The 26,762-nt window shown below is 69.2% G+C and carries 23 protein-coding genes, 1 tRNA gene and 1 other RNA gene; 19 read left to right on the top strand and 6 right to left on the bottom strand.

All coding sequences use genetic code 11. From position 1 onward, the window contains the following. Positions 1-6 precede the first annotated feature (6 nt). Positions 7-720: a LacI family DNA-binding transcriptional regulator gene (locus DW306_RS09795; protein WP_240747145.1), complete on the bottom strand. Its 714-nt coding sequence runs from the start codon at positions 718-720 to the stop codon at positions 7-9. Between the two features lie 288 nt (positions 721-1,008). Here DW306_RS09795 and DW306_RS09800 point away from each other — a divergent pair, with 288 nt between their 5' ends. The 9 genes from DW306_RS09800 (at position 1,009) to DW306_RS09840 (ending at position 10,368) form a co-directional block, all read left to right on the top strand. Beyond that, complete coding sequence (locus tag DW306_RS09800; protein ID WP_136055416.1) at positions 1,009-2,328, top strand: extracellular solute-binding protein; 1,320 nt, start codon at positions 1,009-1,011, stop codon at positions 2,326-2,328. A 103-nt stretch (positions 2,329-2,431) separates the two neighbouring features. After that, complete coding sequence (locus DW306_RS09805; protein ID WP_136055417.1) at positions 2,432-3,571, top strand: sugar ABC transporter permease; 1,140 nt, start codon at positions 2,432-2,434, stop codon at positions 3,569-3,571. After that, on the top strand, positions 3,568-4,527 hold the full coding sequence (locus DW306_RS09810; protein ID WP_136055418.1) for a carbohydrate ABC transporter permease: 960 nt from the start codon (positions 3,568-3,570) through the stop codon (positions 4,525-4,527). Before DW306_RS09805 ends, DW306_RS09810 begins: the two co-directional genes overlap by 4 nt. An 87-nt stretch (positions 4,528-4,614) precedes the next feature. Continuing rightward, entirely contained in the window at positions 4,615-6,003 is a 1,389-nt protein-coding gene (locus tag DW306_RS09815) for a cystathionine beta-synthase (RefSeq protein WP_136055419.1), read from the top strand. Between the two features lie 54 nt (positions 6,004-6,057). Then, positions 6,058-7,212, top strand: a complete 1,155-nt coding sequence (locus tag DW306_RS09820) for a cystathionine gamma-synthase (RefSeq protein WP_136055420.1) — start codon at positions 6,058-6,060, stop codon at positions 7,210-7,212. A gap of 77 nt (positions 7,213-7,289) precedes the next feature. Further along, positions 7,290-8,699, top strand: a complete 1,410-nt coding sequence (locus DW306_RS09825) for a multidrug effflux MFS transporter (RefSeq protein ID WP_205814139.1) — start codon at positions 7,290-7,292, stop codon at positions 8,697-8,699. A 31-nt stretch (positions 8,700-8,730) separates the two neighbouring features. Continuing rightward, a complete protein-coding gene (locus tag DW306_RS09830) occupies positions 8,731-9,363 on the top strand; it encodes a phosphatase PAP2 family protein (RefSeq protein WP_240747146.1) in 633 nt (210 codons plus the stop codon). 26 nt (positions 9,364-9,389) lie between these two features. Then, positions 9,390-10,010 (top strand): GNAT family N-acetyltransferase, encoded by a 621-nt coding sequence (locus DW306_RS09835; protein WP_136055421.1) that lies wholly within the window; start codon positions 9,390-9,392, stop codon positions 10,008-10,010. A gap of 34 nt (positions 10,011-10,044) precedes the next feature. Continuing rightward, entirely contained in the window at positions 10,045-10,368 is a 324-nt protein-coding gene (locus DW306_RS09840; protein WP_136055422.1) for a hypothetical protein, read from the top strand. A gap of 93 nt (positions 10,369-10,461) precedes the next feature. On the opposite strand, the gene DW306_RS09845 is transcribed toward DW306_RS09840, so the two are convergent. Together DW306_RS09845 and DW306_RS09850 are read right to left on the bottom strand one after the other, a co-directional pair. Next, positions 10,462-10,549, bottom strand: a tRNA-Ser gene (locus DW306_RS09845). 51 nt (positions 10,550-10,600) lie between these two features. Further along, a complete protein-coding gene (locus DW306_RS09850) occupies positions 10,601-10,957 on the bottom strand; it encodes a DUF4406 domain-containing protein (protein WP_205814140.1) in 357 nt (118 codons plus the stop codon). 56 nt (positions 10,958-11,013) lie between these two features. On the opposite strand from DW306_RS09850, the gene DW306_RS09855 reads away from it, so the two are divergent. Together DW306_RS09855 and DW306_RS09860 are read left to right on the top strand one after the other, a co-directional pair. After that, entirely contained in the window at positions 11,014-11,757 is a 744-nt protein-coding gene (locus DW306_RS09855) for a DeoR/GlpR family DNA-binding transcription regulator (RefSeq protein ID WP_136055423.1), read from the top strand. 123 nt (positions 11,758-11,880) lie between these two features. Continuing rightward, positions 11,881-12,771 (top strand): rhodanese-related sulfurtransferase, encoded by an 891-nt coding sequence (locus DW306_RS09860; protein ID WP_136055424.1) that lies wholly within the window; start codon positions 11,881-11,883, stop codon positions 12,769-12,771. 7 nt (positions 12,772-12,778) lie between these two features. On the opposite strand, the gene DW306_RS09865 is transcribed toward DW306_RS09860, so the two are convergent. From DW306_RS09865 to DW306_RS09875, 3 genes are read right to left on the bottom strand one after another with little or no spacing between them, the layout of a single operon-like run. Then, entirely contained in the window at positions 12,779-15,046 is a 2,268-nt protein-coding gene (locus DW306_RS09865) for a DUF3488 and transglutaminase-like domain-containing protein (protein ID WP_136055425.1), read from the bottom strand. Continuing rightward, on the bottom strand, positions 15,033-16,223 hold the full coding sequence (locus DW306_RS09870; RefSeq protein ID WP_136055426.1) for a DUF58 domain-containing protein: 1,191 nt from the start codon (positions 16,221-16,223) through the stop codon (positions 15,033-15,035). Before DW306_RS09870 ends, DW306_RS09865 begins: the two co-directional genes overlap by 14 nt. 12 nt (positions 16,224-16,235) lie before the next feature. After that, positions 16,236-17,225, bottom strand: a complete 990-nt coding sequence (locus tag DW306_RS09875) for a MoxR family ATPase (protein ID WP_136055427.1) — start codon at positions 17,223-17,225, stop codon at positions 16,236-16,238. A gap of 146 nt (positions 17,226-17,371) precedes the next feature. Between DW306_RS09875 and ffs the strand changes: the two genes are divergently transcribed. The 8 genes from ffs to DW306_RS09915 form a co-directional block, all read left to right on the top strand. Further along, positions 17,372-17,468, top strand: an RNA gene (gene ffs / locus DW306_RS09880) — signal recognition particle sRNA small type. 85 nt (positions 17,469-17,553) lie between these two features. Next, complete coding sequence (locus DW306_RS09885; RefSeq protein ID WP_136055437.1) at positions 17,554-18,174, top strand: rhomboid family intramembrane serine protease; 621 nt, start codon at positions 17,554-17,556, stop codon at positions 18,172-18,174. Next, positions 18,171-18,866, top strand: a complete 696-nt coding sequence (locus DW306_RS09890; protein WP_136055428.1) for a hypothetical protein — start codon at positions 18,171-18,173, stop codon at positions 18,864-18,866. The genes DW306_RS09885 and DW306_RS09890 overlap by 4 nt, the downstream gene beginning before the upstream one ends. A 9-nt stretch (positions 18,867-18,875) precedes the next feature. Next, the gene (pta, locus tag DW306_RS09895) at positions 18,876-21,002 is read left to right on the top strand and encodes a phosphate acetyltransferase (protein WP_136055429.1); all 2,127 of its coding nucleotides are present in this window, start codon (positions 18,876-18,878) and stop codon (positions 21,000-21,002) included. Further along, positions 20,999-22,219, top strand: coding sequence for an acetate kinase (locus DW306_RS09900; RefSeq protein WP_136055430.1), 1,221 nt, complete (start codon positions 20,999-21,001; stop codon positions 22,217-22,219). Before pta ends, DW306_RS09900 begins: the two co-directional genes overlap by 4 nt. Positions 22,220-22,324: 105 nt before the next feature. Then, entirely contained in the window at positions 22,325-23,086 is a 762-nt protein-coding gene (locus DW306_RS09905) for an HAD-IA family hydrolase (RefSeq protein WP_136055431.1), read from the top strand. Next, a complete protein-coding gene (locus tag DW306_RS09910) occupies positions 23,083-25,596 on the top strand; it encodes a glycosyl hydrolase family 65 protein (RefSeq protein WP_136055432.1) in 2,514 nt (837 codons plus the stop codon). Before DW306_RS09905 ends, DW306_RS09910 begins: the two co-directional genes overlap by 4 nt. 45 nt (positions 25,597-25,641) lie before the next feature. Continuing rightward, positions 25,642-26,762: DNA polymerase III subunit gamma and tau (locus tag DW306_RS09915; RefSeq protein ID WP_136055433.1), on the top strand; the 1,121-nt coding region annotated here is incomplete at its 3' end.

Raw genomic sequence — 26,762 nt, forward strand, 5'->3', positions numbered from 1 at the left:
TATACGTCATGCTTCTACCTTAACGGTCGGGCTCCCCGAGATACCGGGGACCATGGTCGGGGTGGCCTCGACGATGCGCGCGTGCTCGGCGAGGCCGGCGGCCTGCAGGGCGACTTGATAGCCGTCCAGGCGGCGCGCGTCGCCGAAGCTGAGCTCTGCGGCATCCGTCGATCCGCCGACGAACGCGATCGCGGTGTGGCCGAGCTCGATGAGGTGCTCGGTGGCGATGCGGGCGGCGGCCGCGTCGTCGATCGACACGGCGCTCGATCCCTGGTTGTACGGGCCGACGCTCACGAGCGGGCGGCCGGTGCGCTGCAGCCGCTCGAGCTCGCGCGCGCTCGGCTGGATGCCGACGGCGATGATGCCGTCGAACCGTCGACGAGGGAGCACGTGCTCGAAGAGCCGCTCCCGGGTCTGCGATTTCTCGGGCACGCCGTAGAGCGAGAGGTCGTAGTCGAGCGCGAACAGCGACTCCTGGATGCCGGCGAGAAGCTCGGCGAAGAACCAGCGATCGACGGGCGGCATGATGACGCCGACGGTCTGCGTCCGGCCGGTGGCGAGGCTGGTGGCGGAGGAGTGCGCGACGTACGACAGCTCGCGCGCGGCATCCGACACCCGTCGACGCGTCTCATCCGAGACGTATCCGTGCCCGGTGAGGGCACGGCTCGCTGTGGCCTTCGACACGCCGGCACGAGCGGCGACGTCCGCGATCGTGCTCATCGGTCCTCCTCGACCAGGCCACGCGGATGCGTGAGCGGCGCACACCATGGCGCTCGCCGGTCGATAGCGTAGTCGCTCGTCGCGCGAAAAGGAACCGGTTCCATATACCGGTCGAGGGAGCGCTCCCATCGCCGGGGACGTGCGGGCACGAAAGGTTGTCAGCTTGTGACCCTTGCTTATTGTGCGGGGGAGCGGAAGCCAAGTAGGTTGGCCTGGAATCGGTTCCCGAACGACGCCAGGGGTGGCGTCTGTCGAAGCGGGACCCTGTACTCGAAGAGGAGAATTCACATGGCTCTGTCACAGCGTTCACGGCGGCTGGTGCCGCTCGCCCTGCTGGGGGTCGCGGGCGTCGCGATCGCCGGATGCGGGGCTCCCGGCGGCGCACCCTCAGGCGGCGGAGGCGGTGGAGGCGGAGACAACACCGTCACGATCTACGGCACGATCGTCGAGGGCGAAGCCGAACTCCTTGCGCAGTCCTGGGCGGACTTCGAGAAGGAGAACGACATCACGATCAAGTACGAGGGCAGCCAGGACTTCGAGACGCAGCTCGGCACTCGCGCACAGGGTGGCAACCCGCCCGACATCGCGATCTTCCCGCAGCCGGGTCTGTTCGCCGACTACGCATCGCGCGACCTGCTGAAGCCTGCTCCGGATGCCGTCAAGAAGAACGCCGAAGAGGGCTGGACCCAGGGCTGGATCGACTTCGGCACCTACGACGGCACCTTCTACGGCGCGCCGCTGATGGCGAGCGTCAAGGGCTGGATCTGGTACTCGCCGACCAAGTTCGCCGAGTGGGGCGTCGAAGAGCCCACGACGTGGGACGAGCTGATGACGCTCACCCAGACCATCAAGGACAAGAGCGGCGCGGCACCGTGGTGCGCCGGCTTCGAGTCGGGCGTCGCGACCGGCTGGCCCGGCACCGACTGGATCGAAGACCTCGTGCTCCGCAACGCGGGCCCCGACGTCTACGACCAGTGGGTGAAGAACGAGATCCCCTTCACCGACCCGCAGATCAAGGAGGCCTTCGACACGACCGGTGAGATCCTGCTCAACCCGGAGTACGTCAACGCCGGCTTCGGCGACGTGCGCTCGATCAACTCGACCGCGTTCGGCGACGTGGCGGCGAAGGTCGCCAGCGGCGAGTGCGCGCTGACCCACCAGGCCTCGTTCCTCTCGGGCTTCTACCCCGAGGGTACGAACTTCGCCGAGGACGGCGACGTGTGGGCGTTCCTGACGCCGAGCTCGAGCCCGGACGAGACGCTCATCACCGGTGGTGGCGAGATCGTCGGCGCGTTCAGCGACGACGAGGCGACCCAGAAGGTGCTGGAGTACCTGTCCAGCCCCGAGTGGGCGAACAGCCGCCTCGCTCTCGGCGGTGTGACCTCGGCCAACAAGGGCGTCGACCTCGACGTGGTCGAGGACCCGATCCTGCAGGAGTCGATCAAGCTCCTCCAGGACGACGAGGTGACGTTCCGCTTCGACGGATCCGACCAGATGCCGGGTGCGGTCGGTTCGGGCACGTTCTGGAAGGGCATCGTGGCCTGGGTGAACGGCACCTCCACCGATGAGGTGCTGACGCAGATCCAGACCGGCTGGCCCTCCAGCTGATCGGATGAGGAGGGCCGCCCGGGTGGGCGGCCCTCCTTCTCACACCCGGTCCGAGCAACGCCGCTCGGGCCGCTGATCAGCTCCGTCTCATGAAGGGGAATCCGTGAACGCGACTGTGTTCTTCCAATGGATCGGGGCGCTGCCGCCGATCCTCCAGGCCGTCGCCGTGGTCATCGCATTCGCGGTGGTCGTGGTGGTGATCCTGCTTCTCGTCGACATCGCGCCGCGCAAGGGTGCGGTCTACACCGTCATCCGCCTGGCGATGTGCCTGCTCATCCCGCTGGCGGTGATGTGGTTCTTCAACTCGTACTACTGGGCGATGGGAGTCGCGGTCGCCGTCGGCGCACTGTTCTTCTTCCTCGACTACCGCTCCCGCGACGGCGCGGGATACCTGATCCAGCTGGTGGCCTTCATGGCGCCGGCGATGCTGCTGCTTCTCGCCGGGCTCATCCTGCCGTCGATCCAGACCGTGTACGCGTCGTTCTGGAACTCGACGGGGCAGAACTTCGTCGGCTTCTCGAACTACCTCTGGATCTTCACGCAGTCCGACGGTGTCAGCTCGGTCGTCAACACGATCGTCTGGGTGCTGCTCGTCCCGACGCTCTCGACCCTGATCGGCCTCGCGTACGCCGTCTTCATCGACAAGACCCGCGGTGAGAAGGTCTACAAGCTCCTGGTGTTCATGCCGATGGCGATCTCGTTCGTCGGCGCCAGCATCATCTGGCGCTTCGTCTACGCCTACCGCGGCGGAGAGTTCGAGCAGATCGGTCTGCTCAACCAGATCCTGGTCTGGTTCGGCGGGCAGCCGCAGCAGTTCCTGCTGAACGGTCCGTGGAACAACCTCGCCCTCATCGTGGTGCTGATCTGGGTGCAGACCGGCTTCGCGATGGTCGTGCTCTCGGCATCCATCAAGGGCGTGCCGGCCGAACTGCTGGAAGCGGCCGAACTCGACGGCGCCAATGCCTGGGAGCGCTTCTGGTCGGTGACGATCCCGTCGATCCGTCCGGCCCTCATCGTCGTGCTGACCACGATCTCGATCGCCTCGCTGAAGGTCTTCGACATCGTGCGCACGATGACCGGTGGCAACTACGGCACATCGGTGCTCGCGAACGAGATGTACACGCAGTTCTCGAAGTTCGAGGCGGGGCGCAGTGCTGCGCTCTCCGTCATCCTGTTCATCCTGGTGCTGCCGATCGTCATCTACAACGCACGCCAGATCAAGAAGCAGCGGGAGATCCGATGACCGACACCGTGAAGTCAGAGACCCCGGCCAGCACGCGAGCGATCACGACCGGAGGCCGGTTCGAAGCCTCGGCCGGGCGTGCGCGCAAGCGTCTCAGCCGGCCCTGGGCGACCGTCGCGTCGATCGTCATCGCCGTGCTGTGGACGATCCCGACGGTCGGGCTGTTCATCTCGTCGTTCCGCGAGCGCGATGCGATCGAGACGACCGGCTGGTGGACGTTCTTCACCAACCCGCAGCTGACGCTGGACAACTACGCGGCCGTGCTGCAGTCCGGCACGACCCAGCTGACGATCCTCGAGTCGTTCTTCAACTCGATCGTGATCACGATCCCGGCGACGATCATCCCTCTGATGATCGCGGCGATGGCGGCGTACGCCTTCTCGTGGATCGAGTTCAAGGGACGCAACGCGCTGTTCATCTTCGTGTTCGCGCTGCAGATCGTGCCCATCCAGATGGCGCTGGTACCGCTGCTGTCGTCGTTCTCGCGAGGGATCAACCTCTTCGGGCTGCAGGTGACCCTGGGCCTCGACGTCGCGGGCGGCTATGCGCAGGTCTGGTTCGCCCACACCATGTTCGCGCTGCCGCTGGCGATCTACCTGCTGCACAACTTCATGTCGGAGATCCCGGGAGAGATCATCGAGGCCGCGCGCGTCGACGGCGCCTCTCGCGGACAGATCTTCTTCCGCGTGGTGCTGCCGCTGACGATGCCGGCGATCGCGTCGGTCGCGATCTTCCAGTTCCTCTGGGTCTGGAACGACCTGATCGTCGCGCTGGTGTTCGCCGACGGGGCCGCCTCGCCGATCACGAAGGTGCTCGCCGAGATCACGGGCCGCGGCGAGGGCTGGTACCTGCTCACCGCCGGTGCGTTCGTGTCGATCATCGTTCCGCTGATCGTGTTCTTCTCGCTGCAGAGGTTCTTCGTCCGCGGACTCCTGGCGGGTTCCACGAAGGGCTGAGCCTTCGCTCAGGCTCAGGGACTAACGGATGCCGCGGATGACGCAACACTGCCTCCTCCGCGGCATCCGTCCCCGTACCCTGAAGTCATGAAGTACGCAGACTCGATCGTCGACCTCGTCGGCGACACGCCCCTCGTGAAGCTCCAGCACGTCACCGAGGGCGTCGCGTGCACGGTGCTGGTCAAGCTCGAGTACATGAACCCGGGCGGCTCGTCGAAGGACCGCATCGCCTCGCGCATCATCGACGCGGCCGAGGCCGCCGGCGACCTGAAGCCGGGCGGAACGATCGTCGAGCCCACCAGCGGCAACACCGGCGTCGGACTTGCGCTCGTCGCGCAGCAGCGCGGCTACAAATGCGTCTTCGTGGTGCCCGACAAGGTCGGCGACGACAAGATCGACGTGCTGCGGGCCTACGGCGCCGAGGTCGTGGTGACGCCGACCTCGGTCGCTCCCGACAGCCCGGAGTCCTACTACAGCGTGAGCGACCGGCTCACCCGCGAGATCCCCGGGGCGTTCAAGCCGAACCAGTACGAGAACCCGAACGGTCCGCGCAGCCACTACGAGACCACGGGTCCCGAGATCTGGCGCGACACCGACGGCACGGTCACCCACTTCGTGGCCGGCGTCGGCACGGGCGGGACGATCACCGGGACGGGACGGTTCCTGCGCGAGGTGTCCGAAGAGCGGGTGCGCATCGTCGGAGTCGACCCGGAGGGCAGCGTCTACAGCGGCGGCACCGGGCGGCCGTACCTCGTCGAGGGCGTGGGCGAGGACATCTGGCCCGGTTCGTACGACCCCACCGTGCCGCACGAGATCGTGGCGGTGAGCGACGCCGAGTCGTTCGCGATGACCCGTCGCCTCGCGCGCGAGGAGGGCATCCTCGTCGGCGGGTCCAGCGGCATGGCCGTGGTCGGCGCCCTGCGCATCGCACGCGACCTGCCCGCGGATGCCGTCATGGTGGTGCTCCTGCCCGACGGAGGCCGCGGCTACCTCGCCAAGATCTTCAACGACGGATGGATGCGCTCCTACGGGTTCAGCGAGGTGGAGGAGGGGGAGACCGTCGCCGACGTGCTCGCCGCCCGTGCACAGCGCCAGGCGCAGGGACCGAGCGCCGGCATCCCGGATCTCGTGCACGCCCACCCGACCGACACCGTGCTCGAGGCGATCGGGATGATGACCGAGTACGACGTCTCGCAGCTCGTCGTGCTCAGCGCCGAACCCCCGGTGATGATGGGCGAAGTCGTCGGCACCGTCGATGAGAAGGGCCTGCTCGACCTGCTGTTCCGGGGTGAGGCGCAGCCGACCGACGCGCTCGGCACGCACGTGGGGGAGCGGCTGCCCCTCGTCGGCATCCACACGTCGGTCGCGGACGCGCGCAGTGCGCTCGCCGACGCCGATGCGCTGCTGGTGACCGAAGACGGCAAGCCGCACACGGTGCTCACGCGTCAGGACCTGCTCTCGTACCTGTCGCGCTGACGCGCGGCGTAACAGGCCCGGCCGCCCCTGAGCGGCGGGACGTAGGCTGAGGTAATGCCCGAGCACTCCTTCGCCACCCGAGCCATCCACGCGGGACAGGCAGCAGATCCCGTCACCGGCGCGATCATCCCGCCGATCTACCAGGCCTCCACACATGTGCAGGACGGCGTGGGCGGCCTGCGTCAGGGGTACGAGTACAACCGGTCGGGCAATCCCACGCGCTCGTCACTCGAGACGCAGCTCGCGGCGCTCGAGGGCGGCGTGAGCGCTCTCTCGTTCGCATCGGGCCTCTCCGCGGAGGACGCGCTGCTGCGCGGCATCCTGAAGCCCGGCGATCACGTGTTGCTCGGCAACGACGTGTACGGCGGCACCTACCGCCTGCTCACGAAAGTGCTCGCGCCCTGGGGCATCGAGACGACCACGGTCGAACTCGCCGACGTCGAGGCGATCCAGGCCGCGATCCGTCCGGAGACGAAGATCATCTGGCTCGAGACGCCGAGCAATCCGCTGCTGAAGATCGTCGACATCGCGCAGATCGCCGAGATCGCGCACGCCGCCGGCCTCATCCTCGTCGTGGACAACACGTTCGCCTCGCCGGCGCTGCAGCAGCCGCTGTCGCTGGGCGCGGACTTCGTCGTGCACTCCACCACCAAGTACCTCGGCGGGCACTCGGACGTGCTCGGAGGGGCGGTGGTGTTCGGCGACGATCGCCACTACGAGCAGATCAAGTTCCAGCAGTTCGCGGTGGGCGCCGTCTCCGCGCCCCTGGACGCCTGGCTCACCACCCGCGGCATCAAGACGCTGGCCGTGCGGATGCGGCAGCACTCCGAGAACGCGCAGGCGATCGCGGAATGGGCGACCGGTCGGCCCGAGTTCTCCGAGGTGTTCTACCCGGGTCTCTCGTCCCACCCCGGTCACGAGGTCGCTGCGGCGCAGATGAGCGGATTCGGCGGGATGCTGTCGCTCGGTCTCGCTGCCGGAGGAGACGCCGCGCGAGCGTTCGTCGAGAACACGGAGCTGTTCCAGCTCGCCGAGTCGCTCGGCGGCGTGGAGTCGCTGATCGGATACCCGCCCGACATGACCCACGCATCGGTGCGGGGAACGCCGCTCGCGGTGCCCGAGAACGTCGTGCGTCTCTCGGTCGGCATCGAGGATGTGAGCGACCTGATCGCCGACCTCGAGCAGGGACTCGCGCGCGTCGGTCGCTGAGCCGGTAACATGGGGTGCTTCCCCGATCGAATCGTTTCGATCTCGCGCGCCCTCGCCTGACCTCCGGAAGGACCGTCGTGTCCGACGCTCCACGCACTGATTCCATCCCGACGACCCCGCAGCCCGAGCCCACCGACACCGGCAGCCTGCGCACCCCCACCGGCAGCATCCGCACGGTGACGGGCAGCATCCGCACGTCGACCGCCACCGGTGCCATCCGCACGCTCGGGAGCAATCCGGCCACCGCGCCGATCATGCTGCACCCGGGCGACGCGATCTCTCTGGGTCGACGCACGCTGTACATCATCCTTCTCGGTGCCCTCACGGCGCTCGGACCGTTCACGATCGACCTGTACCTCCCGGCGTTCCCGGTGCTGGAGGAGGACTTCCAGACGACGTCGGCCGCGATCCAGCTGACGCTGACCGGCACGATGATCGGCTTCGCGGTCGGCCAACTCGTGGTCGGTCCGCTCAGCGACAAGGTCGGGCGACGGGTGCCGCTGATCACCGTCACCGCGTTGCACGTGCTCGCCAGCCTCGCGGCCGCCTTCGCGCCGGACCTCGGTCTGCTCAGCGCCGCCCGCGTGCTGATGGGCATCGGCGCCGCGGCGGGCGGAGTCGTGGCCATGGCCATCGTGCGCGACCTGTTCGGCGGACGACGTCTGGTCGTGATGCTGTCGCGCCTCGCGCTCGTGTCGGGCGTGGCCCCGGTGATCGCGCCGCTGATCGGCTCGTGGCTGCTGACGCTCATGCCGTGGCGGGGCATCTTCGGAGTGCTCGCGGCCTACGGCGTGGTCATGCTGCTGTCGGCGATCATCTTCGTGCCCGAGACCCTTCCCGTCGCGCGTCGCCAGGGCGGACGCGGCGGTGCGACCATGTTGCAGCGCTACAAGTCCGTGCTCACGGACCGCGTCTTCATCGGCGTGCTCATCATCGGCGGGATGAGCTTCTCCGGGCTGTTCTCCTACCTCTCCGCCTCGCCCTTCCTCTTCCAGGAGACGCACGGCCTCGACGCGCAGCAGTACGGTCTGCTGTTCGCGGTCAACTCGCTCGGCGTGGTCACGGGCGTGCAGGTCGCGTCGCGGCTCGCCGCGCGCTTCGGGCCGCAGTGGGTTCTCGCGTTCTCGACGGCGGTGCTGCTGGTTGCGGGAGTCGCGATCATCGTCACCGACCAGCTCGGTCTGGGGCTCTGGGGAACGGTCATCCCGCTCTTCGTGTTCATGACCGCCTGCGGGTTCACCTTCCCGAACGTGCAGGTTCTGGCCCTCGACCGCCATGGCAAAGCCGCAGGCACCGCCGCCTCGATCCTCGGGGCGACGAACTTCGGTGTCGCTGGGCTCATCTCGCCGGTCGTGGGATGGATCTCGCGGGACGCCGGGATCACCGCGACGACCATGGCCTCGGTCATGGTCGGCTGTGCCACGATCGGCATCCTTTCGCTGTGGCTGATCGTGCGGCCGCGCACCGTGGGGATGCTCACTCCCTGAGTCCACAGCGTTCGTCGGCCATGATGGAACGATGAACAGACGGATGCTGCTGTGGTGGGGCGTCGCGTGCCTCGTGGTCGCGACGGCTCTCGGCGCCTTCGTGGTGTACGCGTACACCGAGACTCCGGGGTTCGACCGCTGGTGGAACCAGCTCATCGAGAGCATCCGCGGGGACGGGATGTACAGGTTCGCGCTGGTCCTGAACTGGATCGGCGGGGGATGGGTCGCGATCCTCGGGATTCCTCTTCTCGCGATCGTCGCGCTGCTGCTGGCCCGGCGCTGGCGCAGCGCCGTGTTCGCGGCCGTCTGCTTCGCGCTGAGCGCGGGCGCCGTGCAGCTGCTCAAGGAGATCTTCGGCCGGGCGCGCCCCGAAGACATGCTGGTCGTGAGCGACTACGGCTCCTTCCCCTCGGGGCACACGGCGAACGCGGCGACCATCGCGCTGGTCCTGTGGGTGCTCTTCCCGCGGGTCTGGACGGCCATCGTCGGCGTTCTCTGGATCCTCGCGATGGCGCTCTCGCGCACCTTCCTCTCGGTGCACTGGGCGAGCGACACGCTCGGCGGAGCTCTCGTCGGCGCCGGTGTCGTGCTGGTGCTCGCCGCCTGGCTGCTGCCCTGGGTGCGGCAGCGTCGCGAGCAGGTCGTCGAGGCGCCGATAGGCTGAGGCTTCCGATTCATCGAGGAGTCTCCGTGTCGCACATCCGCCCGTATCGACCGTCGGACCGCGCCGCGATCTCCGAGATCTGCGTCAAGACGGCGGATGCCGGGGCCGACGCGTCCGGGATCCTCTCGGATGACGACCTCTGGGGCGATCTCTTCGCGGTTCCCTATGTCGAGCGGCATCCGGATCTCGCCTGGGTGGTCGAGACCGATGACGGCCGCACGATCGGCTACGTCGTGGCGACCGACGACACCGACGCCTTCTACACCTGGTTCCGCAACGAGTGGTGGCCGCCGCGGCAGGCGCGCTACCCGCGCGCGGAGAAGCCGTCGACCCGCGAGGAGCGGATGATCGAGTACGGCTACGAGCGGATGCCGGGCATCGAGCCCCACGCTGCCGACCACCCCGCGCACCTGCACATCGATCTGCTCCCCGAGACGCAGGGGCAGGGGCTCGGGCGTCGGCTCATGGAGACGCTCTTCGCCGAACTCACCCGTCGTGGAGTGCGCGGACTGCACCTCGGCATCGACCCGAACAACACCGGTGCGGCCGCCTTTTACGAGCGACTCGGCATGGAGCGGCTTCCGGGCGCCGGGCACATGTACGGCGTGACGTTCGCAGCCGCAGGGCGTGTCGGAGAAGCGCCCTAGAATCGATCTCTCGGCCGGAGGAAGGATCGCCGGCATGGGGAACCCGGGCAGGATGCTCTCCGCGAACTACGACATGAGGTCGCAGGAGTCGTCGATCCTCGCCGCGATGCGGAGTGGGCCGTTGCAGTCGCTCACGGATCGGGAACTCGGGTTGCGCGAGCAGGCCGTCACCATCTACCCGCACGCTCTGCAGAGACGAGTCTGGGCATGGGTGCGATTCGGTCCCGAATCGATCCGGGTCGCGGCCAAGCTGATGCGGTCCACGCCCGCTGCGGCGGGGATCGAGTTCCGTGCCGGTGATCGCGTGTTCCGCTGCTGGGTGTGGGGCAACGCTGTGGTTGTGCAGGATGAGCAGTGATGAGTCGTGAGGGCGCTTCTCGGCGGCGACGAATCCAGACTGCGGGTGAACGTAAGAAGGGCCCCCGCTGACGCGGAGACCCTTCTTGACGTTTGGCGGTGACGGCGGGATTCGAACCCGCGGTTGCTTGCACAACACACGCTTTCCAAGCGTGCTCCTTCGGCCGCTCGGACACGTCACCAGGAACAACCTGTTCATCTTATCCGATCGGCCGGGTGCCGAGTGACCGCAGCTATGCGGCGGGGACGTCCTCGATGCGGTGATAGACCGGCAGGCCGCGCTCCCGCGCGATGGCGACGTCGTTGTCGGCGCCCGAGGATTCCCCCGGAAGCCGCAGGACCGCATCGCAGTGCTGCAGGAGCCTCGCCGCCGTCTCGTACATCACGTCGCCGTCTGCGGCTTCGCTCTCGTCGAGCCCGCGCAGCGTGGGCAGCGCCACCCATTCTCCGATCATGGGCACGTGGCCGAGACGATGAAGGGGAGCGGCGGCGGATTCCAGTCGCTCGAGGTTGCGGGCGATCGCGGCAGGGTCGCCGTCGGTGCCGGAGCGATAGGGGCCGGCGATCAGGATCAGGAGTGGCTTCTTCATGGACCACACTGTAGCGTTAACCATGCAAGAGCGTGCAACAACAGGAAGAAGTGCGAATGCTGGGTGTGCAGCGCAAAGAGCATCTCCTCGAGCTCCTCGCCGTCGAAGGGCGCGTGGTGGCCAAGGAGGCGGCGGCGGAGCTCGGCGTGTCCGAGGACTCGATCCGCCGAGACCTGCGCGAGCTCGCCGACGCCGGACTGTGCGTCCGCGTCTACGGCGGCGCGCTGCCCGTGCCGCCGGCCGACGTGCCGGTGGCCCAACGGCTGGGTGTCGCAAGCGAGAGCAAGGAGCGAGTCGCCCGAGCGGCCATCGCACTGATCCATCCGGCGTCGACGGTCATCCTGGATGCGGGAACCACGACGCTCGCCATGGCACGGATGCTGCCGCACGGCGACGACCTCACGGTCATCACTCCGAGCCCTGCTGTCGCCCTCACGGCGATGGAGCATTCGACCGCTCGCGTGCTGATGGTGGGAGGAGAGCTCAGCCGTCACTCGGCGGTGGTCGGGGGAGGTCTGGCGCTGGAGGCGATCTCTCGCCTCTCCGCCGACACGTTCTTCCTGGGTGTGACGGGAATCGACCCGGTGCACGGTCTCACCACAGGAGAGCTGGATGACGCGGTGACGAAGCGTGCCCTCGCCGCGCGCAGTGCGGAGGTGTTCGTGCTCGGCAGCGCCGAGAAGATCGGCGCGGTTTCGCGTTTCCCAGTGCTCGGGCTCGATGAGATCACGGGGGTGATCGTCGATCCGGAAGACGAGAACCCGATCGCGCGAAGCGCCGAGATCAGCCGTACCCGCTGATATATTGCACCGGCCCCGGCATTCATCTATCGTCAGATGACGACATCAGGTCGTCATCTGGGGATGCCCATGGGGCGGGTCGATCCGGCCCGTCCCATGCCGAGCTTCGCGTAGGATCGCCGAGTGGCAACCCCGAAGATCGTCCTGTTCTACGCCTTCACCCCGCTCGCCGACCCCGAGGCCATCCGCCTCTGGCAACGCGACCTCGGTGAGGCCCTCGGACTGCGGGGGCGCGTGCTCATCTCGAAGGACGGCATCAACGGCACGCTCGGCGGCGACGTGCGCGCGGTGAAGAAGTGGGCGCGCTCCTTCCGTTCCTACCCCGCCTTCAAGGACGCCGACATCAAGTGGAGCGAGGGCACCGGGCTGGATGCCGAAGGCCGCAGCCTCGACTTCCCCAAGCTCAGCGTCAAGGTGCGCGACGAGATCGTGTCGTTCGGCGCCCCCGGCGAGCTGCGCGTCGACGAGAACGGTGTCGTCGGGGGCGGCACCAGGCTCACCCCCGAGGCGCTGCACGAGCTCATGGACGAGCGCGGCGACGACGTCGTGTTCTTCGACGGACGCAACGCGCTCGAGGCGCAGATCGGGCGCTTCCACGGGGCAGTGGTGCCCGACACCGAGACCACCCGGGACTTCGTGCAGCTGCTCGACTCCGGTGCGTACGACGACCTCAAGGGCAAACCCGTCGTGACCTACTGCACCGGCGGCATCCGCTGCGAAGTGCTGTCGAGCCTGATGACGGCGCGCGGCTTCGGAGAGGTCTATCAGCTCGAGGGCGGGATCGTCCGGTACGGCGAGAAGTACGGTGACGACGGCTTATGGGAGGGCTCGCTCTACGTGTTCGACGGCCGCGGCTCGGTCGACTTCTCGGACCACGCGCAGGTCGTCGGAGAATGCGTCGGCTGCGGTACGGCGACGAAGCGCACCGCCAACTGCCCCGACCCCTCCTGTCGCGCCCAGTTCGTCGTGTGCGACGACTGCGAGTCCGTGCCCTGCACCGCACACGCGGCCTGACCCCGGCTCAGGCCGTCGCGGCAGCGCCGGAGTTGCGAGTCGCGAACAGCGAGCGGGGCAGGAGAACGGCGCGCACCTGCATCGGACGATCGACGCTGCGCCGCAGACGCGTGAGCACGGTGACCAGCGGCGTGGCGAGATCGACCGGCTCGGTGTCCGCTCGGGCGTAGTTCGCCCGCTCGACGGCATCCGTCAGCTCCTTCATCGCCGCAACGTCCACATCGTTCTGTCGGACCAGCTCCGCCGCCCTCATCCGTGGGGTGTCCGCGTCGGACATCGGAAGCTGCAGGTCGAGCAGGGTGTCGCGCAGCTCGGCCCACACCGCCGCCGAGTCGCCGCGCCGGGCTCGACGCAGGCGCATCCACCGCTCCGCGTGCCGGATCAGCGCAGGAAGGAGCAGCAGCACGAGCACGCCGGCGACGGTGAGCACGATGGGCATCGGATCGAGGCTGCGCAGCTCTCCGGTCGCCCCGGGATCCGCCTCCGCATCGCCGCGGTCGACCTCGGGACCCTGGGTCTCCTCGGTCTGCGGGGCCGCGGTCGGTGCCGGCGTCACCGATCCGCCTGTTCCGCTGCCGTCGACCGCTCCCGCGCGGAACGCGGTCGGCACACCGAGCGATGCGGTCGGCTCGAACGGGATCCAGCCGACCCCGGGGAACAGCACCTCCGGCCAGGAGTGCAGCTGGTCGCTGGACACCGAGAATACGGATTCCTCACCGCGCTTCTCATCGGTCAGCGCACCGGGGAGGTAGCCGACGACGATGCGCGTCCGCATCCCGAGGCTCTCCGCCATCAGCGCGAATGCGCCCGCGAAATGCACGCAGTAGCCGGACCGCTCATCGAGGAACTGCGCGACCGCTTCGGCGCCGGTGCCGTCGAAGCCCTCCTCCACCGGGGTCTCCAGCGAGTAGCTGAACTCCGAACGGAACCAGGTCTGCAGGGCCACGAGCCGGTCGTAGTCGGTGCCGGCCTCCGCCGTGACCTCCGCCGCCAGTGAGGCGATGATCCCGGGCAGTTCCACCGGCTCCTCGTCGGGATCGACGACGGGCTCCGCGGCATCGAGCGCACGGATCTGCTCGAGGGTCGGGATCACCCGCAGGGAGCCGACGGTGTAATCGTTGCCGGCGGCATCCGCATTGCGCGAGACGAGCGTGCGGTTGTCGACCGCCACCCGCCATGCCCCACCCACACCCTGCACGCTCGTCGCCGGATACGGCACCGGGAGCCAGGAGCTCGACATGCGGAGGATGCGGATCGATGTCGTCTGCTCCTCGGTCGCGATGTCGGCGCCCCACTCGGGCTCTCCGAAGCCGTTGCGCTGCGACTGCACGTCACCGCGGTCCGGCTGCCAGACGCGACCGTCGAAGCGCGACAGCGTGGTGAGCCGAAGATACGGGGCGATCTCGCCCTTCGCCGCGACCGTCAGCACCTCGACGGGATTCGGCTGGCGCAGGTCGTCGCCGAGGCGCAGCGACGCGTCGACGGTGACCCCGACGCCGGTGCCGGCGAGATTCGCGGCCACAGGGAGCGCCGGAGCGATGACGACCGTCACCGCCAGTGCCGCCGCCCCGACCACCACCGCGATCGAGGTCGCGGATCGTCGAGGGGAGAGCGGATGCCGTCGCGCCGTGAACCGGAAGAGGACGAGCACCAGCACGCCGAACATCACGAACCACACGACGTTGACGTCACCGAGCGTGACGATCATCGGTATCGCGCCGATCGCCCCGGTCAGCAGGGCGGCGATGACCGCGGAGCGATGCGCCACGAGATGATCGAGCAGGATCGCCACGACGGCGAATCCGCCCCCCATCAGAGCCGCCAGCCCGGGCGAGGAGTCCAGGGGAGCGGTGCCGAAGACGATCTGCTCGCCGGCGGATGCGCCGAGCGCCTCGAAGACCGACAGCGTCGTCGACGTCGGGAAGAGGCCGAGGAACGCGGTGTCGCCGGCGACGAGCTGCGTCACCACGGCGATCGCGACCACGATCTGCACGACGAACGCCATCACGTCGCTCAGCCACGGGCGCTGCCGACGCAGCAGCCAGCGCAGCAGCATCCCGGCCCCCACCGTCGCCACGACGACGAGCACGACGGTCAGCGACCACTCGCCCGCCTCGATGACGGAGGTGAACGGCCACATCGCCACGAAGGCGGCCACGGCGGCCAGCGCGCCCGGAGCGACGACACCGGTCGGCTCATCGCGGTCGCGATGCCAGCGCGGCGGCGTCCGCGGCGGTGCACCGGTTGTCGCGCCGGCGCGATCAGCCCGGAACATCGCCGACTCCGATCCGCGCGGAGACGGCGTCCTCCCAGGCGTCGGCGACGTCCTCGCCGAGAGGCGAGACGGTCCAGCCGTGCTGCCGCGCCGCGTCCGCGGCCCCGGGCAGGAGCTCGGTGCTGAACAGCATGGGCGCTGCCGCACCGGACGGGCGCAGCAGCGCCGCGTCCTCTTCGTCGAGCCGGCCCGTGATGTACACGAGCGGTCCAGGCGGCGTTCCGCCGATGAGTGTGGCGAGATCACGGCTGTCACCGCGGGGACCGACCGTGGCGAGCGCCACGAGCAACCCGTCGCGATCGTCCTCATGGCCGCGGAGCGTGCCCAGGATGCCGCCCGCGCTGTCCATCACGTCGACGCTGTATCCCTCGGACGCCAGGTGCACCGCGGCGGATGCGCACAGCGACACCGCGGCCTCGAACGCCGGATCGGCGTCGGCGCCCGGCAGGTCCCAGCGCCGGCTGCTGCGATCGATCACGACCACGGCGTCGGGACTCGACTCCTCTTCCTCCTGCCGCACCATCAGCTGCCCGCGGTGGGCCGTCGCCCGCCAGTGGATGCGACGCATCGAGTCGCCGGGGATGTAGCCGCGTGGCGACAGGTTGTCGCTGCCCTGACCGAGCCTGCTCGACGAGGTGTGCGCCGTGCCGCCGGCCGCACCCACGCGGACAGCGAGGGGGGTGAGCGCGAAGATCTCGGGAACCACCGTGATGCTCCGGGTGTCGCCGAAAGGCTGCTCGCGCTGCGCGAAGCCGAACGGATCGACGGTGCGGAGCATGAGGGGTCCGAGTGGCCAGATCCCGCGGCGCACTCCGGTGATCACATAGCTGAGCTGCCCGTTCTCGGGCGGATACTCGCCGCCGGAGTCTCCGGACACGGCATCCGGCAGCACATCGTGCCAGAGCCCGTGCGGCACGCGCAGAGCGCGGAGCGTGAACCGCACGGTGACCCGCGAGGCCTCCGACACCGTGAGCAGGTCTGTGGAGATGCGCCGCGACACCGTGCCCGAGCGACGCGGAACGCGCACGGCGATGACCGAGAACAGGGGCAGCAGGGCCAGCAGCAGACCGATGTAGAGCAGGATGCGGCTGCCGGCGAGGTTGGCCGAGATCATGCACCCGAGAGCCGCGACGAGCGCACCCGTTCCGCGAAGGGTGAGGGTTCTGCGTCGGCGCATGGCGGATCCGTGTCAGGAGCGGGTCGCGACGGGAACGCGCACCCGTTCCACGATCTGGGTGAGTGCGGCCTCGACGGGCTGCGCGCCGGCACGATGCGCGCCCCGCGCCGGTAGCAGTCGATGCGCGAGGACGGGGATCAGCAGTGCGGTGATGTCGTCGGGGATCACGAAGTCGCGACCGTCGAGCGCGGCCCACACCTTGGCGGAACGCACGAGCTGCAGTGTGGCCCGCGGGCTCGCGCCGAGGTGGAGGCTCGGGTCGGAGCGGGTGGCCTGGGCGAGCGCCACCGCGTACTCCTCGAGCGCCGGTGCCACGTGCACCGACCGCGCCCAGGCGATGAGCTGCGCGATGGATGCGGCGTTCGCCACCGGTGAGACCGCGGCGAGGGGATTCACGACGTCGCGCTGGCGGAGCATGAGAGCCTCGGCGGCGGCATCCGGGTACCCCATGGAGATGCGCATCATGAACCGGTCCCGTTGGGCTTCGGGGAGTGCGTACGTCCCCTCCATCTCGAGCGGATTCTGCGTCGCGACGACGAGGAACGGCTTCGGAAGGAGATGCGTGGCGCCGTCGACCGTGACCTGACCCTCCTCCATCGCCTCGAGGAGTGCGGACTGGGTCTTGGGGGAGGAGCGGTTGATCTCGTCGGCGATCACGATGTGGGCGAAGATCGCACCGCGCTTGAACTCGAACTCGCGATCGACCGGGTTGTACACGGAGACCCCGGTGACGTCGCCCGGGAGCAGATCGGGAGTGAACTGGATGCGGCGCACCGTCGCATCGACGCTCGCGGCGAGAGCACGGGCGAGCATGGTCTTGCCGACCCCCGGGACGTCCTCGATCAGGAGGTGACCCTCCGCCAGGAGGCAGACGAGCGCGCTGCGCACGGCATCCGGCTTCCCGTCGATCACCTGTCCGATCGACGACAGGATCGCCGACGTCTGCGCGGCGAACTGGTCGGCGTCGATCGTCACCGGGATCCGGGGGGAGTTGTCTGGCATGCGTTCCCTCTCGCGTCGGCGCTGCGATGCGCGTTACTCGATCGTAACCCTGCGCGGGGTGCATCGCTCTGGCAGGTTCCCATGAGGTTGCGGACGCCGTCTTCCCACTCGATTCGAGTCGCCGCGCGGGTCGGGCTAGGATAGGTGTCGGCTCTCCGCGTGGCGGCATCCAGGCCAATTCCCCCAGGGCGGAAACGCAGCAAGGGTAACCGGGCTCTGCTGGGTGCGCGGAGGGTCATTTTCTTTGCCCTCGGGCAGGATCTCGAGTCGCAAGCCCGGTCCTCAGTCGTCTCCGGGGAACGCCTGCGACAATCGTGAAGTGACCGTCATGCCGCCCCGGAACACCGCGAACGCGCCGAGCACGTCTCGCGCGCTCGGGCGCTTCGCGTCGCCGGTCGTCCTGCTCGCCCTGATGTGGCTCGTCCAGATCGTAGATGCGATCCTGCCCGGCTCCTTCACCGGATTCGGCCTGAGGTCCTGGGACATCAGCGGCCTCGGCGGCATCGTGCTCGCCCCGCTCCTCCACGCGAACTGGGGTCACCTCATCGCGAACTCCGTACCGTTCCTCGTCCTCGGCTGCCTGGTCGCCGTCGAAGGCGCGCGACGGTTCTGGGCCGTCACGGCGATCGTCGCGATCATCGGCGGCATCGGGACGTGGCTCGTCAACGCCCCGGGGACCCTCACCGTCGGAGCATCCGGGCTCGTCTTCGGCTACTTCGGCTACGTCGTCCTGCGGGTCTTCATGCCCGGCCGCGTCGCGCACCGCATCCTCTACGCCGTGATCGCGCTCATCGTCATCGCCCTCTACGGCGGATCGATGCTCGCCGGAGTGTTCGGCGCCGCCGAAGGCGTGTCCTGGCAGGGCCACCTCTTCGGCGCGATCGGCGGAGGAGTCGCGGCGCTCGCCGGCCGTCGCCGCCGATCGGACCGCGCGGCGCTCTCCGCATGAGCGCCCAGCGCGTCACACGGAAGGCCGCGAAGCGCCCCACCAGGAAGAAGAAGGCCACGACGCGACGCCGGAAGCCGGGGGCCCGGCGCCACGCGGCACTCCGGCTGCGTCGCCGACGCATCTGGCGTCGGATCCTCGTGAGCGCCGGAGCAGTGGCGGTCGGCGTCGCTCTCCTGGTGCTGATCCCGCTGGGGCTCGCGCGCGATCCGCATGGCGTCTGCCTCGACGACCCGACGACATTCCCCGAGGCGGGCATCGAGGGCTGGAGCGGCGAACAGCTCGAGAACGCCGCGACGATCATGCGCACGGCATCCGCTCTCGGCTTCGCTCGCGACGGGCAGATCCTCGGGGTGATGACGGCGATGGGCGAGAGCAGTCTCCGCAACATCGACTACGGCGACTGGGAGACGAGCGGATTCACGAACCCCGACGGCACCCGCACCACCAGCATCGGACTGTTCCAGCAGCAGGAGTGGTGGGGCAGCATCGAGCAGCGGATGGATCCCGCGACGGCGGCGACGATGTTCTACGACCGGCTCGCCCGACTGCCCGACTGGCAGCAACTGCCGCCGTCGCACGCGATCCATCGGGTGCAGATCAACACCGACCGCGACTACTACGCCCGCTTCCAGGCGGATGCCACCGCGGTCGTCGACACCTTGTCCGGTTCCTGCACAGCGGACCCCGCCTAAGCTGATCCCGTGGCGCGGAGCATCTACGTAACCTCGGCCGAAGGCCATACCGGAAAGTCGACGATCGCCCTCGGGGCGCTCGACGCTCTGATGCGCGTGTCGCCGCGGGTGGGCGTGTTCCGCCCGATCGCCCGCTCCGTCACCGAACGCGACGAGATCCTCGATCTGATGCTCGCGCACGACGGCGTGCACCTCGACTACGACGACTGCATCGGCGTCACCTACGACGATGTCCGCAGCGACCCGGAGGGGGCGCTGTCGACCATCGTCGCGCGTTTCAAAGCCGTTGAGGCGCAGTGCGATTCGGTCGTGATCATCGGCAGCGACTACACCGATGTCGCGAGCCCGGCGGAGCTCGGCTACAACGCCCGCATCGCCGCGAACCTCGCCGCCCCCGTGCTGCTCGTGCTCAGCGGCCGCGACCAGCAGCGCCAGGCCGAACAGCTGGGCACGACCACGGCCCGCACCGGATCGGCCGTCAGCCAGATCGCCGCACTCGCCCTGTCGGAGCTCGCCGCCGAGCGGGCCGAGCTGTTCGCGGTCGTCGTCAACCGGGCCGATCCCGCGGCCCTCGACGACATCATCGCCGAGGTCGCCGGAGCGCTTCCGGAGGCCGGCACGCCGGTATGGGCGATCCCCGAGGACCGCGCCCTGGTCGCACCCTCGATCCGCAGCATCCTCGCCGCCGTCGACGGGAAGCTCCTCAAGGGCGACGACGAGCGGCTCGGCCGCGAGGCGCTCACGATCGTCGTCGCCGGCATGTCGATGGTGAACGTGCTCCCGCGGCTCACCGAGGAGGCGGTCGTGGTGATCCCCGCCGACCGCACCGAGGTGCTGCTCGCCGCCCTGCTCGCCGACTCCTCCGGCACGTTCCCCCGCATCGCGGGCATCATCCTCAACGGGCCCTTCCCGCTGCCCGAGCCGATCCTGCGACTCCTCGACGGCTTCTCCTCGTCCGTGCCGATCATCACCACCGATCTCGGCACCTACGACACCGCGGTGCGGGTCATGGGCACGCGCGGCCGCATCTCGCCGGATTCGCGTGCGCGCTACGACCGCGCCCTGGGTCTGTTCCAGACGCACGTCGACATCGCGGAGCTCACCACGCAGCTGGGTCTCGCGGAGTCCCGCGTCGTGACCCCGCTCATGTTCGAGTACGGCCTCATCGAACGGGCGCGCGCGGACCGGCGCCGGATCGTCCTTCCCGAGGGCGACGACGATCGCATCCTCCGGGCCGCCGCCACCCTGCTCGCGCGGGAGGTGGCCGATCTGACGATCCTCGGCGAGGAGTCGTCGGTGCGGGCGCGGGCGGTCGAGCTCGGCGTCGACATCACGGCGGCGCAGGTCATCAGCACCAGCGATCCCGAGCTGGTCGAGCGCTTCGCCGCCGAATACGCGCGCCTGCGAGCGCACAAGGGCATCACGCTCGCGCAGGCGGCCGACACCGTGACGGACGTGTCGTACTTCGGCACGATGATGGTGCATCTCGGTCTCGCCGACGGCATGGTCTCGGGCGCCGCCCACACCACGGCCCACACGATCCGCCCGTCGTTCGAGATCATCAAGACGAAGCCCGGGGTGAACGTCGTCTCCAGCGTCTTCCTCATGGCGCTCGCCGATCGGGTGCTCGTCTACGGCGACTGCGCGGTGATCCCCGACCCGACCAGCGAGCAGCTCGCCGACATCGCGATCTCCTCTGCGGCGACGGCCACCCAGTTCGGCATCGATCCGCGCATCGCGATGCTCTCCTACTCGACGGGGGAATCCGGATCGGGCGCCGACGTCGACAAGGTGCGTGCGGCGACGGCGCTGGTGCGCGAACGCGCACCCGAGCTGCTGGTCGAGGGACCGATCCAGTACGACGCGGCCGCGGACGCCGCCGTCGCGAAGGCCAAGCTGCCCGACTCCGCCGTGGCCGGACGGGCCACCGTCTTCGTCTTCCCCGACCTCAACACCGGCAACAACACCTACAAGGCGGTGCAGCGCTCGGCGGGCGCCGTCGCCATCGGGCCGGTTCTGCAGGGGCTGAACAAGCCCATCAACGACCTCTCTCGCGGCGCGCTCGTCGACGACATCGTGAACACCGTCGCGATCACCGCGATCCAGGCGCAGAGCGCGACGGAGGGAGCGGCATGAGCGCGATCCTCGTGATCAACAGCGGGTCGTCGTCGCTGAAGTACAGCCTGATCGACGTCGACACCGAGACGGAGCTCGCGAGCGGACTCATCGAGCGGATCGGCCAGGACGTCAGCCCCGTCTCGCACACGGTGCGCCCCGACACGACCGCGGATGCCGTGCCGACCATGCTCGACGCGACCTACCGCAGCGAGCGGCCTGTCGCCGACCATCACGACGCGTTCGCGGTGATGCTCGCGCAGTTCGCCGAGCACGGCCCCTCGCTGGAGGAGCGCCCGCCCGTCGCCGTCGGGCACCGGGTCGTCCACGGCGGCGCCCGCTTCTTCGCACCGACTCTCGTCGACGCCGACGTCGAACGGCAGATCGACGAGCTCGCCGTCCTCGCCCCGCTGCACAACCCGGCGAACCTCGCGGGGATCCGCGCCGCGAAGGCCGTGTTCACCGCCGTGTCGCACGTCGCCGTGTTCGACACCGCCTTCCACCAGACGCTGCCGCCCGCCGCCTTCACGTATGCGATCGATGCCGCGCTCGCCGCGGAGCACCGGGTGCGCCGCTACGGCTTCCACGGCACCAGCCACCAGTATGTGAGCGAGAAGGCGGCCGCGTTCCTCGACCGCGATCTCGCCGACCTCCGCCAGATCGTGTTCCACCTCGGCAACGGCGCGTCGGTCACGGCGATCGACGGCGGACGCTCGGTCGAGACGTCGATGGGTCTCACGCCTCTCGAAGGCCTCGTCATGGGCACGCGCTCCGGCGACCTCGACCCCGCCGCCCTCGTGCACCTGTCGCGCCGCGCCGGGCTCTCGATCGACGACCTCGACGCGATGCTGAACAGCCGCAGTGGACTCCTCGGTCTCGCCGGGCGCAGCGACATGCGCGACATCCTCGCCGGCGTCGACGAGGGAGAGGATGCCGCGACCCTCGCCTTCGACGTCTACATCCACCGCCTGCGCGCCTACGCCGGCTCCTACCTCGCCCAGCTCGGCGGCGTCGACGTCATCTCGTTCACCGCGGGCGTGGGTGAGAATGCCGCGCGCGTCCGAGCCGGCGCACTGGCGACCCTCGGATTCGCTGGTGTGGAGATCGATCCGCTGCGCAACGAGGCACGCGATCGCGGCGTCCGCCGGATCTCCACCGACTCGTCGCGCGTGACCGTTCTCGTGGTCCCGACGAACGAGGAACTGCAGATCGCGCGCCAGACCGCCGAGCTGCTCTGATCTGATGGCGCGCGGGGGTTACCCGACCGCGCCGCGCCCCATTACGCTTGCACAGTGGCACGGAGAGGTGCCGGACAACCCATCGCTCTTCTCCTGGAGGCTCCTGTGCCAGAAGCCCTGCCCGATCTGCTCCGCGCCGACGGTGTGCTCTTCGACCTCGACGGCGTGCTCACGCCGACGGCCGAGGTGCACATGCGGGCGTGGAAGGTCGTCTTCGACGACGTCTTCGAGCGGTGGGGCATCACGCCTCCGTACACGGATGCCGACTACTACGACTACGTGGACGGCAAGAAGCGCTACGACGGTGTCGCCAGCCTGATGCAGAGCCGTAACGTCGAGGTGCCCTGGGGTGAGGTGGACGACGACCCCGAGGCCGAGACGATCTGCGGCATCGGCAATCGCAAGAACACCGCGTTCGCGGCCTCGCTGCGCGCAGAGGGGATCGAACCGTACCCGGGTTCGCTCGCGCTCGTCGAGCGCCTGCATGAGGCCGGTGTGCCCCTCGGCGTGGTCTCGAGCTCGAAGAACGCCGAAGAGGTGCTCGGCGCCTCCGGCATCCGCTCGTTCTTCCGCATCGTCGTCGACGGCGTCGTCGCCGAGCGCGACGGCCTCGCCTCCAAGCCCGCCGCCGACATGTTCGCCGCGGGCGCCGCGGCACTCGGCGTCGACCCCGCCCGTTCCGTCGCCGTCGAGGACGCCACGTCGGGTGCCGCATCGGCCGCCGCAGCCGGCTTCGCGACCGTCGTCGGCGTCGACCGCGGCACGGGCGCTGAAGCCCTGCGCGATGCCGGAGCCACCGTCGTCGTCGACGACCTCGACGCCTTCCTTCCCGAAACCCGCACCACCAGCACCCCGGAGACCGCATGATCGACCGCGACCGATTCCCCGTCGACCCATGGCGTCTCATCGAGACGAGCTACTCCGAGGAGGGCGTGGGCGAGACGCTGTTCTCCGTCGGCAACGGCTACCTCGGCCTCCGCGGCAACCACATCGAGGGCCGTGGCGCGCATGAGCACGGCACCTTCATCAACGGCCTGCACGAGACCTGGCCGATCCGTCACGCCGAGCAGGCCTACGGCTTCGCCGAGGTCGGCCAGACCATCGTCAACGCGCCCGACGCGAAGATCATGCGCGTGTACGTCGACGACGAGCCGATGTCGTTCGACGAGGCGGATGTGCGCGAGTACCAGCGCACCCTCGACATGCGCACCGGCGTGCTGGAGCGGCTCGTGGTCTGGGAGACGCCGTCGGGCAAGCGCGTGCGCATCCGCGACGAGCGGATCGTCAGCTTCGAGGAGCGGCACCTCGCGATCCTCCGTCTGGAGGTCACGGTCGAGAACTCCGACGCCCCGGTGACGATCAGCTGCCAGCTGCTCAACCGGCAGGACGGCGGCAACGTCTACGCCGGCACACCCGTCCCCGCGCAGAAGAAGAAGGCCGCCTTCGACCCTCGGAAGGCCGAGAAGATCGCCGATCGCGTGCTCGAGCCCGCCGAGTACTGGCAGGACGGCCTGCGGGCGACTCTCTCGTACCAGGTCGCCGACTCCGGCATGACAGTCGCCGTCGTCGCCGACCACATCATCGAGACCGACAACGAGTACAGCGCCCGGCAGCTCGTCGAGCCCGACATCGCCAAGAACGTCTTCCGGGTGCAGGCGAAGGCCGGCGTCCCCATCCGCATCACCAAGCTCGTGAGCTACCACACCTCTCGCGGCGTCCCTCCGCGCGAGCTCGTCGACCGCTGCCGCCGCTCCCTCGACCGGGTCGCGGTGGAGGGCGTCGAGACGCAGTTCCGCCGGCAGGCCGACTGGCTCGCCGCGTTCTGGGAGCGCAGCGACGTGCAGATCGGCGGCCGCGACGACGTGCAGCAGGCGACCCGCTGGTGCCTGCTGCAGCTCGCTCAGGCGTCGGCCCGCGCCGACGGCACCGGCGTGCCGGCGAAGGGCGTGTCCGGTTCGGGGTACAGCGGACACTATTTCTGGGACACCGAGATCTACGTGCTCCCGTTCCTGACGTACACATCGCCGCAGTGGGCGCGCAACGCGCTGCGCGCCCGTGTGCAGATGCTCCCGGCGGCGCGTCGGCGCGCGGCGCAGCTCAACGAGGCGGGAGCGCTGTTCCCCTGGCGCACGATCAACGGCGAAGAGGCCTCGGCCTACTACGCCGCCGGTACGGCCCAGTACCACATCAACGCCGACGTCAGCTTCGCGCTCGGCAAGTACGTGCGAGCGACCGGCGACGAGGACTTCCTGCGGCGCGAAGGCGCCGACATCGCCATCGAGACCGCGCGCCTCTGGGCGACCCTCGGATTCTGGCGCGGTTCGCGGCTCGTGGAGGAGCCCGGCGCCGGAGACGGCATCGAGACCTTCCACATCCACGGCGTCACGGGACCCGACGAGTACACGACGGTCGTCAACGACAACCTGTACACGAACGTCATGGCGCGGTACAACCTGCGGTACGCGGCGCGGATCGTCCGGGAGATCCAGGAGACCTACCCCGAGGACTACACGCGACTCGTCGAGCGCACGGGTCTCGGGTCGGGCGAGGCGGAGGCCTGGGAGCGTGCCGCAGAGGCCATGTTCATCCCCTACAGCGAGAGCCTCGGCATCCACCCGCAGGACTCGCTCTTCCTCGAGCGCGAGGTGTGGGATCTCGCCAACACGCCCGCCGAGCAGCGTCCGCTCCTGCTGCACTTCCACCCGCTGGTGATCTACCGGTTCCAGGTGCTCAAGCAGGCCGACGTCGTGCTCGCCCTCTTCCTGCAGGGCAACCACTTCACCCCCGAGGAGAAGAAGGCCGACTTCGACTACTACGACCCGCTGACCACGGGCGACTCGACCCTGTCGGCCGTCGTGCAGTCGATCCTGGCCGCCGAGGTCGGCTACCAGGACCTCGCGCAGCGGTACTTCGAGCAGTCGCTCTTCGTCGACCTGCACGATCTGCACCACAACGCGGCCGACGGCGTGCACGTCGCATCGGCCGGCGGGGTGTGGACGGCGCTCGTCTGCGGCTTCGGCGGCATGCGCGACTACGCCGGGGAGCTCAGCTTCGACCCGCGCCTTCCGGCGGAGTGGCCGTCGCTGTCGTTCCCGCTGCAGTGGCAGGGATCGGATCTGCAGGTCACCGTGACGAAGGACGAGCTGCTGCTGCGCGTGCGCAGCGGAGCCCCGGTGCCGTTCACCGTGCGGGACGCGGCGTACGTCGCGACGGTCGACGAGGCCGTCGTGGTGCCGCTCGCCGATCAGGGCCCGTTGATCCCCGGACGACCCACGCTCCGCCAGTTCGCCGACGCGCTGCGCGAGGACGGCACGAGGCTCTCGGCATCCGTTCCGGTCATCACCACGGCGATCCCGATCATCGAGCCGATCGACTGATCGGGTGACCCGCCGAACGTCGGTGGCACGCCGTAGGCTGTTGAGGTGACCACAGCCCTCTACCGCCGCTACCGACCCGAGACGTTCGGCGAGATGATCGGGCAGTCTCAGGTGACCGACCCGCTGATGACCGCGCTGCGCGGAGACCGCATCGGGCACGCCTACCTGTTCTCCGGACCGCGCGGCTGCGGCAAGACGACGTCGGCACGCATCCTCGCCCGCTGCCTGAACTGCGCGGAGGGGCCGACCGACACGCCCTGCGGCACCTGCGACAGCTGCGTCGAGCTGTCCCGCGCCGGTGGAGGCTCCCTCGACGTCGTCGAGATCGACGCCGCGAGCCACAACGGCGTCGACGATGCCCGCGACCTGCGGGAGCGGGCCACCTTCGCGCCGAGCCGCGACCGGTACAAGATCTTCATCCTCGACGAGGCGCACATGGTCACGCCGCAGGGGTTCAACGCCCTGCTCAAGCTCGTCGAAGAGCCGCCCGAGCACGTGAAGTTCATCTTCGCGACCACCGAGCCCGAGAAGGTGCTCGGCACGATCCGCTCGCGCACCCACCACTACCCGTTCCGTCTCGTGCCGCCTGCCGCGATGCTCGAGTACGTCGCGAAGCTGTGCGGTGAAGAGGGCGTGATCGTCGAGCAGGGCGTGCTGCCGCTCGTCGTGCGCGCCGGCGGCGGCTCGCCCCGCGACACGCTGTCGCTGCTCGACCAGCTCATCGCGGGGTCCGATGCCCCGGCCGGCTCCGAGACCGTGACGGTCGGCTACGCGCGGGCCGTCTCGCTGCTCGGGTACACCCACGGCGCCCTGCTCGACGAGATCGTCGACGCGCTCGCCGCAGGCGACGCCGCTGCCGCTTTCCCGGCTATCGACCGCGTCGTGCAGACCGGCCAGGATCCCCGCCGCTTCGTCGACGACCTGCTCGAGCGCCTCCGCGATCTCATCGTGATCGCGGCCGTGGGCGCCGGTGCGTCCGCGGTGCTGCGCGGCATCGCGGAAGACGACCTGGAGCGTATGCGCGGCCAGGCTGCCGCCTTCGGCTCCGCGCGACTCTCGCGCACGGCCGACGTCGTCAGCGCGGCTCTCGACGACATGACCGGCGCGACCTCGCCACGCCTGCACCTCGAGCTCATGGTGGCGCGCGTGCTCGCCGCCGCGGCGGA

This window comes from Microbacterium sp. K24 (assembly GCF_004794465.1).
Lineage (GTDB): Bacteria > Actinomycetota > Actinomycetes > Actinomycetales > Microbacteriaceae > Microbacterium.